General features: G+C 63.4%; 8 protein-coding genes. 4 read left to right on the top strand and 4 right to left on the bottom strand.

The window, feature by feature from the left end:
• Window positions 1-305 precede the first annotated feature (305 nt).
• A complete protein-coding gene (tyrS, locus tag BUA26_RS09575) occupies window positions 306-1,517 on the bottom strand; it encodes a tyrosine--tRNA ligase (RefSeq protein WP_072759862.1) in 1,212 nt (403 codons plus the stop codon).
• A 180-nt stretch (window positions 1,518-1,697) separates the two neighbouring features.
• Here tyrS and BUA26_RS09570 point away from each other — a divergent pair, with 180 nt between their 5' ends.
• Together BUA26_RS09570 and BUA26_RS09565 are read left to right on the top strand one after the other, a co-directional pair.
• Entirely contained in the window at window positions 1,698-3,140 is a 1,443-nt protein-coding gene (locus BUA26_RS09570) for an OapA family protein (protein WP_072759860.1), read from the top strand.
• A 13-nt stretch (window positions 3,141-3,153) separates the two neighbouring features.
• On the top strand, window positions 3,154-4,308 hold the full coding sequence (locus BUA26_RS09565) for an anhydro-N-acetylmuramic acid kinase (RefSeq protein WP_072759859.1): 1,155 nt from the start codon (window positions 3,154-3,156) through the stop codon (window positions 4,306-4,308).
• Here BUA26_RS09565 and BUA26_RS09560 read toward each other — a convergent pair.
• The 3 genes from BUA26_RS09560 to BUA26_RS09550 all read right to left on the bottom strand — a co-directional run bounded on the left by BUA26_RS09560 (window position 4,254) and on the right by BUA26_RS09550 (window position 6,692).
• Window positions 4,254-4,556 (bottom strand): hypothetical protein, encoded by a 303-nt coding sequence (locus BUA26_RS09560; RefSeq protein WP_255368223.1) that lies wholly within the window; start codon window positions 4,554-4,556, stop codon window positions 4,254-4,256. The two genes, BUA26_RS09565 and BUA26_RS09560, sit on opposite strands and share 55 nt — an antisense overlap.
• A 110-nt stretch (window positions 4,557-4,666) precedes the next feature.
• Window positions 4,667-5,896 carry an AmpG family muropeptide MFS transporter gene (locus BUA26_RS09555; RefSeq protein ID WP_072759857.1) on the bottom strand — a complete coding sequence of 410 codons (1,230 nt, stop codon included), beginning with the start codon at window positions 5,894-5,896 and terminating at the stop codon, window positions 4,667-4,669.
• Window positions 5,897-5,921: 25 nt separating this feature from the next.
• The gene (locus BUA26_RS09550) at window positions 5,922-6,692 is read right to left on the bottom strand and encodes an exodeoxyribonuclease III (RefSeq protein WP_072759855.1); all 771 of its coding nucleotides are present in this window, start codon (window positions 6,690-6,692) and stop codon (window positions 5,922-5,924) included.
• A gap of 221 nt (window positions 6,693-6,913) precedes the next feature.
• Here BUA26_RS09550 and pyrE point away from each other — a divergent pair, with 221 nt between their 5' ends.
• Window positions 6,914-7,561: an orotate phosphoribosyltransferase gene (gene pyrE / locus BUA26_RS09545; protein ID WP_072759853.1), complete on the top strand. Its 648-nt coding sequence runs from the start codon at window positions 6,914-6,916 to the stop codon at window positions 7,559-7,561.
• Window positions 7,562-7,675: 114 nt separating this feature from the next.
• Complete coding sequence (locus BUA26_RS09540) at window positions 7,676-8,317, top strand: DUF4124 domain-containing protein (RefSeq protein ID WP_072759851.1); 642 nt, start codon at window positions 7,676-7,678, stop codon at window positions 8,315-8,317.
• The last annotated feature ends 5 nt before the right edge of the window (window positions 8,318-8,322 follow it).

The raw sequence follows: 8,322 nt of genomic DNA, 5'->3' as shown, positions 1-8,322 counted from the left end.
AGATCAACCACTTGCCACCGATTCCTCGATCGCGTCCAGAACGTTTCGTCCTAGGTGAGCCGCCCATTCTACATCGCTTTTCGTGACCGTCAACATCCTCGGTGAAGCTTTATTTCGAGGTCCCGGCGGTCCGTCTTGCGACGTCTGGGCGACTGCGGGCCGCGAATAATACGATCTGTGCTTTTTTTAGCAAGCGTTTCTTGAAGCCTGCTTTGCAGATGTTTCGCAAACAACTGACGACGCGGAGAATTTTCTTTTCTCGGCGACGCCCTCCAATCCATTCGCAGAGACCGAACGCGCTTCGATCACGCCTCGACGAGCTTCACTCGCGCAAAGTTGCGCTTGCCCACCTGCAATACACCCTCGAAACCGGCAATGAATACGCGCTGCGCGTCTTCCACGACTTCGGCGTCGATGCGCACGGCTCGCTCCTTCAGCTTGCGACTGGCTTCGGAGTTGCTCGCGGTCAGGCCGGCCGCGCTGAGCAAGGCCGCCAGACGCATGCCTTCCGCCGGCACAACGATATCTACCTGCGGCAGCAATGAAGTATCGCCTTCGCCACGTACGACCGCGTGCCAGCCGGCGATCGCCAACTCGGCAGCGGCGGCCCCATGGAAGCGCGCCGTCAGCTCGCGAGCGAGGCGTAGTTTGGCGTCCCGCGGATTGAGCACGCCGCTGGCGATGTCTTTCTTCATCTGAGCCAGTTCATCCAGCGACACCTCGAAGCTGAGCAGTTCGAACCAGCGCCACATCAGTTCATCGCCGATCTTCATCGTCTTGGTGACGATGTCGATTGCCGGCTCGTTGATACCTATGTAGTTGCCCAGCGACTTGGACATCTTGTTGATGCCGTCCAGGCCTTCCAGCAACGGCATGGTCAACACGATCTGCGCCGGCTGGCCGTGATGTTCCTGCAGGGCACGGCCCATCAGCAGGTTGAACTTCTGATCGGTGCCGCCCAGCTCCACATCGGCCTTCAGCGCGACGGAGTCGTAGCCTTGTACCAGCGGATACAGGAATTCGTGGATCGCGATCGGCTGCTGCGCCGCATAGCGTTTGGTGAAGTCGTCGCGCTCGAGCATGCGCGCCACGGTGTGCTGGGCTGCCAGCTTGATCATGTCGGCCGCCGACATCTGGCCGAACCACTCGGAATTGAAACGCAACTCGGTGCGCTCCCTGTCCAGCACCTTGTAGACCTGTTCGGCGTAGGTTTCGGCGTTGGCCAGTACATCCTCGCGAGTCAGCGGCTTGCGCGTGACGTTCTTGCCGGTCGGATCGCCGATCATGCCGGTGAAGTCGCCGATCAGGAAAATCACCTGGTGACCCAGATCCTGAAACTGGCGCATCTTGTTCAACAAGACGGTATGGCCGAGGTGCAGGTCCGGTGCCGTCGGATCGAAGCCGGCCTTGATCCGCAACGGCCGACCGCTTTTCAGGCGCTCGGCCAGATCTTCCCGCTTGATGATTTCGTCGGCGCCGCGCGCAATCGTGGCCAGCGCCTGCTCAAGCTCGCTCATGTATTCCTCTCAGGTGACAGTAGGCAACCAGTAACCGGAAACCCGGTCGTGCTGTTGCCGTTAATTGTGTGTTAACCGGGAATGTCGTGCAAACCCTTGATGGAAAAGGCGTTGACGCCATTTACACATGACCGTTATGGTACGCGCAGTTTGTTACTTTGTACCGCGGGCATTCAGAGCATGGCTGAAGAAAAGCAGGGGGCGCGGCATGCCCGCAAGCTGGCGATCTGCCGCAAGGCGCAACGTCGGCACTCCCATTTCTACGAGCGCTGCTCGCATTGGTCGTTCAACCGTTCGGCCGAGATCGAGCCCATTCGCTGGCATCGCGAACGTTTCGTACTCGCCGGTACCGCGCTGCTGATCACCTTGCTGTCCGGTTTCATCATGCCAGCATGGGCCAGTGCGATGCGTCCCACGCCGGCACCGGAAGTGCATTCCCTATTGCCGCTGGCGCTGCCACAAGTCGCGCCGATCAACACGACGGCTCCCACCGTGGACGACTGGCAGGTGGTGCGGGTGCAACCAGGCCAGACCTTGTCGGATATCTTCAACGCCCGCGGTCTCGGCATGGCCGACCTGCAGAAAGTGATAGATGCATCCGGCACTGCGAAGTCCGCGCTGCACGACATCCGACCCGGCCAGGAATTCGATTTTCTGCTTGGCAGCGACGGCAGCCTCAAGGGCTTCCGCTTCGACGAGGGTCAGGCCAATCGCGCGATCGTTCGTTTCGATGGCGCGCAACCCACTGTCTCCATCCAGCAGCGTGACATGGATCTGCGCGAGCAAGTGGCGCACGGCGTCATTCGCAGCAGCCTGTATGCCGCCGGCGACCAGGCCGGCTTGAACGCGGCGATGGTCGGCAAGCTGGCAGACCTGTTCAAGTACGACATCGATTTCGTGCAGGACCTACGCGACGGAGACAGCTTCACGGTGATCTATGACGACGTCTACCGAGACGGCGTGCGCTACGGCGAAGGCAACATCATCGCCGCCGAATTCATCAACCAGGGCACGCGCTACACCGCCTACCGCTTCAAGAAGGCCGACGGCGACTATGGCTGGTTCAGCGAGGACGGCCGGCCGATCCAGAAGTCGTTCCTGCGCATCCCGGTCGATTTCACCCGGATCTCCTCGACCTTCAGCGCAGCGCGCCTGCATCCGATCCTCGGCCTCATGCGCGCGCACAAGGGCGTCGACTACGCCGCCCCCACCGGCACACCGATCCATGCCGCCGGCGACGGCGTGATCAAGTTCAAGGGCTGGATGAGCGGTTACGGCAACTTCGTGATCATCCAGCACAACAGCACGATCAGCACGGCCTACGGCCATATGTCGCGATTCGGCAATGAGCGCGTCGGGCAGCACGTCAGCCAGGGGCAGGTGATCGGCTTCGTGGGCATGACCGGCCTGGCCACCGGACCGCATCTGCACTATGAGTTCCGCGTCAACGGTGCGCAGCGCAACCCGCAGACAGTGACGCTACCGCAGCCCGAACCTTTGCCGGCGGTGCAGCTGGCGAAGTTCCGGGCCCAGGTGGTGAAACCGCAGATGGCACGACTGACCGAACTGGATGCCCGCATCAAGCTGGCCCGCACGACCGCTCCCGCCAACAACGACAACTGAGCGAAACGCGAGCGTGAATGACGCTACGGCGCTTTATCTCGGATTGATCTCGGGCACCAGCGCAGACAGCATCGACGCCGCACTGGTCGACTTCGCACGCGGCACGCCGCAGGTTCTGGCCACCCATACCCATCCGTGGCCGCCGGTCTTGCGTGAACGCATGCTGGCGCTGGCGCAAGGCGAAGCCGCGCTGGATCTGGATGCGTTTGGACGGCTGGACGTCGAAATCGGCCGCTGCTTCGCCGACGCCGCCACGCATTTGCTCGAGCAAAGCGGCACGCCGGCGCACGCGGTGCGGGCGATCGGTTCGCACGGCCAGACCTTGCGCCACCGCCCCGGCGGCGACCATCCCTTCACCCTGCAACTGGGCGATCCGACCACGATCGCCGAGCGCTGCGGGATCGACGTGGTAGCGGATTTCCGGCGTGCCGATATCGCCGCCGGCGGGCAGGGCGCTCCTTTATTGCCGGCGCTGCACGCGATGCTTCTGGCCCGCCCCGGGCATGCGCGAGTGGTGCTCAACCTCGGCGGCATTGCCAATATCACCGTGCTCGGCGCCGATGGCGGCGTGCGCGGTTTCGACACCGGTCCGGCCAACGGCCTGCTCGATGCCTGGTGCCTGCGCCATCGCGGCGAGCCGTTCGACCGCGACGGAATGTTTGCGGCGAGTGGCCGGCCCGATCCCAATTTGCTCGATGCCTTGCTGGCTGATGATTACTTTGCGCTGCCACCGCCGAAGAGCACCGGACGCGAACACTTCCATCTGGACTGGTTGGCCACGCATGGGCCACTGGCCGCGCTGGATCCCGCGGACGTGCAGGCGACCTTGCTCGAGCTCAGCGCGCGCAGCGTCGCCGCGGCGATCGCACAGCACGCGCCGGACGCAGCCGAGGTATTGATTTGCGGTGGCGGCGTACACAACAGCGCACTGATGCGGCGACTGGGCGAACTGCTGGCGCCACGCGCCCTGTGTAGCACCGCTCGTCACGGCATCGATCCGGATTTTCTCGAAGCCACCGCGTTTGCATGGCTCGCGCGGCAACGCTTGCTCGGCCTGCCCGGCAATCTTCCGGCGGTAACCGGTGCGCGTGGGCCGCGGGTACTCGGCGCTATCTACTCCGCACCCACGACAGACCCATCGGAACGAATACGTTCCGGCGCCAATTGAGTCGGATGGGTCTGCGCCAAGGCGTGCAGCGCCTCCTGGAATGCGCCCTGTTCCGCGGCTTCCCAATGTCCTCCGAGTACGGCCAGCGCCTGCGGGTCGCGCAGGCTTTCACTGCATGGCTGCGCAGCCGACATGCCCAGGCCATTACGCAAGGCGTATAGCAAGACTTCATTGATCGACCACTGACGGTCTCTTGCCAGCGCCTTGATGCGCTCGACCAGCAAACCGTCGACGTGCTGAAGGATCATGTCCGGCACAAGCATCACTCCGTGCTGCGCAGGGAACTGAGAGTCTCCCGTCGTGCTGGTTAGGAATTCTGACCGATCCCGCGGCCACTTCCGAGGCCTGGTTGGCAATCTCAGTGCGGCTGGGCCTGTTCCACTCGGTGAATCGCATGGCGCAACACGATCACCAGCAACAGCCCCGGTATCGCCGACAGGACCGTGATGACGAAGAACGTCGACCAGCCCACCTGCGGTACCAGCCACGCCGACACCGGTCCAAGGAACACCCGCCCCACCGCCGACAGCGAAGACAGCAGCGCGTACTGAGTCGCGGAGAACCGCATGTTGCACAACCCGGTCACCAGCACCACGAAGGCGGTGCTGCCCAATCCGCTGAAGAAGTTCTCCAGACCCACCACGGTGGCCAGCGCATAGATATCCGGGCCGCTGTGTACCAGCCAGATGTAACCGAGGTTCACCAGCGCCTGCGCCACTCCCAATATCAGCAGTGCGGGAAACAGCCGCATCCGCGTCACCACCCAGCCGCCCGCTAGCGCACCGAGCAGGCCGGCTATCAAGCCGAAGGTCTTGTTGATTGCCCCCAGTTGCGTCAGCGAGAACTGCGGCACGCGCAACAGGAAGGTGGTCGACAACGACAACGCAAACGCATCACTCAGCTTGTACAGCACCATCAGCGCCAGCCACGCCAGCGCCACCTTGCCGTAGCGGGTGAAGAAGTCCACGAACGGCTGCACCACCGCCTCGGTGAAGCTCCGCGTGGGACGCTCATCCGGAGCATCCGGCGACAATACAGTGACCAGCGTCGAGCCCAGCATCAGCGCGCCCATCAACCGGTATACCCAGGCCCAGCCCAGATGGTCGGCGAGGATCAGCGCCAGCGCACCGGAGACCAGCATGCCTAGCCGGTAGCCGCCTTGCGAGAACGCCGTGCCCCAGCCGCGCTCGGCCGGTGGCAGCAGATCGGTGCGATGCGCGTCGTAAGCGATGTCCTGCGTGGCAGAGGCGAACGCCAGCAGCACGCCCAGGAATGCGATCGTGGTCGCCGCGCCCTGCGGCGTATAGAAACTCATGCTGATCAGCGCCGCGCCGCAGAGCAATTGCATCAGCAGGATCCAGCCACGGCGTCGGCCGAGAAACGGCAATGGCAGGCGATCCAGCAGTGGTGCCCACAGGAACTTGAACACGTAAGCCTGGCTGATCAGGGTGACCCAGCCGATGGCCTTCAAACTCATCCCGGATGTGGTGAACCACGCTTGCAGCGTGCTCAGCGACAAGGCCAGCGGCAGGCCCGAAGCAAATCCGAGCAAGCCGATGCTGAGTACGCGCCAGCGACGCCCTGGCATTGCCTCTGTCGTCGGCAACACTGGCTCAGTCGACATAGTCCACCGTATACGGCGCGTGGTCGGAGAAACGCTGTTCGCGATAGATCGAACAATCGCGCAGTCGCGCACGTAGTGACGGCGTGCAGACCTGGTAGTCGATGCGCCACCCCACATTGTTCGCGCGGGCCTGGCCGCGGTTCGACCACCAGGTGTATTCGACCGCCTCGGGCTTGATCGCGCGGAAGCTATCGACCCAGCCGCGCTGCTGGAACAGCAGGTCCAGCCACGCGCGTTCCTCGGGCAGGCAGCCGGAGTTCTTCTGGTTCGAGCTCCAGTTCTTGATGTCGTTCTTCGTGTGCACGATGTTCCAGTCGCCGCAGATCACGTAGTCGCGGCCACTCTTCAGCCACGCGTCGAAGATCGGGGTGATCCACTCCATCGCCTTGAACTTGAATTGCTGGCGTTCGTCGCCGGACGTGCCGGACGGGAAATACAGCGACACCACCGAGAGATTGCCAAACCGCGCCTCGATGTAACGGCCTTCGTTGTCGAACTCGTCCCAGCCCAGTTCGGTCAACACCTGATCGGGCTCGCGCTTGGCGTAGATCGCTACGCCGCTGTAACCCTTCTTGCTGCTGGCGTCGCGATAGAAACAGTGATGCCCGTCGGGGCGAAACATCGGATCGCTCAGCTGATCCTCCTGCGCCTTGGTTTCCTGCAGGCAGACCACGTCCGCGTTTTGCTTGCGCAGCCAGTCGAACACGCCCTTGTTCGCGGCAGAACGGATGCCGTTGGCATTGAGGCTGATGATGCGCATGAAGTCTCCCGTCTCGTGATGGGTGATCATAACAACCAGAGCGCCTCACTAGCGCCAGCGGAGGCTGGACGCGCCTGAACCGTCGCAACCATGCCGTCTTGCGGCTATTTCTGGGAGCAGGCTTCTACGATGCCGGTGAGCTGTACCATGTCGGCCGTTCCGGACCGCGGCATCGGTTGCTGCGGGTCCCGCCCTGATCCCGGCTACCAGCGAGACGACTTGTGCACGATTACCAGCGCGACTTCATCGAACTCACCTTGCAGCGCGAAGTGCTGCGCTTCGGTGAGTTCACCCTGAAATCCGGCCGGCAAAGCCCGTATTTCTTCAATATGGGCCGCATCGATTCGGGCGCTGCGCTGGCCCAACTCGGGCGTGCCTACGCCGCCGCCGTGATCAATTCCGGCGTCGCCGTCGACATGTTGTTCGGCCCGGCCTACAAGGGCATCGCACTGGCCGCGGCTACCGCCATCGCGCTGGCCGACCAGCATCAACGCGATTTGCCCTGGGCCTACAACCGCAAGGAGGCGAAGGATCACGGCGAAGGGGGCGTGCTGGTGGGCGCGCCGCTCACCGGCCGCGTATTGATCGTCGACGACGTGATGACCGCCGGCACTGCGGTGCGCGAATCGTTGGCGCTGATCCGTGCGCACGGCGCCGAACCGGCCGGCGTGCTGATTGCGCTGGATCGGCAGGAACGCGGCCAAGGCGAGCGCTCCGCCGCGCAGGAAGTGGCCGCCGACTATGGTATTCCGGTGATCGCGATCACCAGCCTCGACGATGTGCTGGCCTACGCCGGCGAACATCCCCGTCTGGCCGCCGAGCACGCCCGTCTGCTGGCTTATCGCGAACGCTACGGGGTTCAAGGTTGAGTTCACCCACGGGCCGTAAACTCCAGCGAAGCCGATGACGGCGGCAACCCGTGCCACCGTGCGGAGCTGGGCAAGGCGATGGCGCCGGCTATACTGGGCAACAAGGGAGAATCCATGCGCAAGTCACCGCTTTTTTTTGCTGCTGCCGTGCTGTTCGCGAGCCTGTCGGCGCACGCCCAGAACACCGGCAACATCCGCTACAAGTGGTACGACGGGCAGGGCCTGATGCATTTCAGCGACAGCCTTACCACCGAAGCGATGAAGTACGGCTATGACCTGGTCAACGACCGTGGTCTGGTTGTGCAGCGCGTGCCGCGCCAGCTGACCCCCGAGGAACGCACCGCCGCCAACAAGCTGGCGGCCGAGCAGGCGGCCAAGCAGCGGGCCGCGCAGGAAATTGCCAACGCCGAAGCGCAGATGCTGGCGGCCTATCCGGACGAGGAGTCATACAAACTCCAGCAGCAACAGGCGCTGGACACCATCGACCAGCAGATCCATACCACCCAGATCAACCTGCGCAGCCAGGAAAAGGCGCTGACCGACCTGCTTGGTCGCGCGGCCGAGATGGAGAACGCCAAGGCACCGGTGCCGAAGCTCCTGGTCGACGGCATCGCCCAGCAACGCGCCATCGTCACCGGGCAGCGCAATACCTTGCAGCACCAGCAGACCTTACGCACGCAGACCGTGCAACTGCAGGCCAAACAACTGGCGCGCTATCGCGAAATCAAGGCGGCGCAAGCGCAGCCTGCGGGATAGTCCGC

Source organism: Rhodanobacter sp. OK091 (assembly GCF_900142825.1).
Taxonomy (GTDB): Bacteria; Pseudomonadota; Gammaproteobacteria; order Xanthomonadales; family Rhodanobacteraceae; genus Rhodanobacter.
The sequence above is the reverse complement of the archived record's forward strand: the minus strand, read 5'-3'. Positions and strand labels throughout refer to the sequence as shown.

Excerpts from the sequence above, each read along its gene's own strand:
- tyrS (WP_072759862.1), bottom strand. The coding sequence starts at position 1,517 with ATGAGCGAGCTTGAGCAGGCGCTGGCCACGATTGCGCGCGGCGCCGAC.
- BUA26_RS09570 (WP_072759860.1), top strand. The coding sequence starts at position 1,698 with ATGGCTGAAGAAAAGCAGGGGGCGCGGCATGCCCGCAAGCTGGCGATC.
- BUA26_RS09560 (WP_255368223.1), bottom strand. The coding sequence starts at position 4,556 with ATGATCCTTCAGCACGTCGACGGTTTGCTGGTCGAGCGCATCAAGGCG.
- BUA26_RS09555 (WP_072759857.1), bottom strand. The coding sequence starts at position 5,896 with ATGCCAGGGCGTCGCTGGCGCGTACTCAGCATCGGCTTGCTCGGATTT.
- BUA26_RS09550 (WP_072759855.1), bottom strand. The coding sequence starts at position 6,692 with ATGCGCATCATCAGCCTCAATGCCAACGGCATCCGTTCTGCCGCGAAC.
- BUA26_RS09540 (WP_072759851.1), top strand. The coding sequence starts at position 7,676 with ATGCGCAAGTCACCGCTTTTTTTTGCTGCTGCCGTGCTGTTCGCGAGC.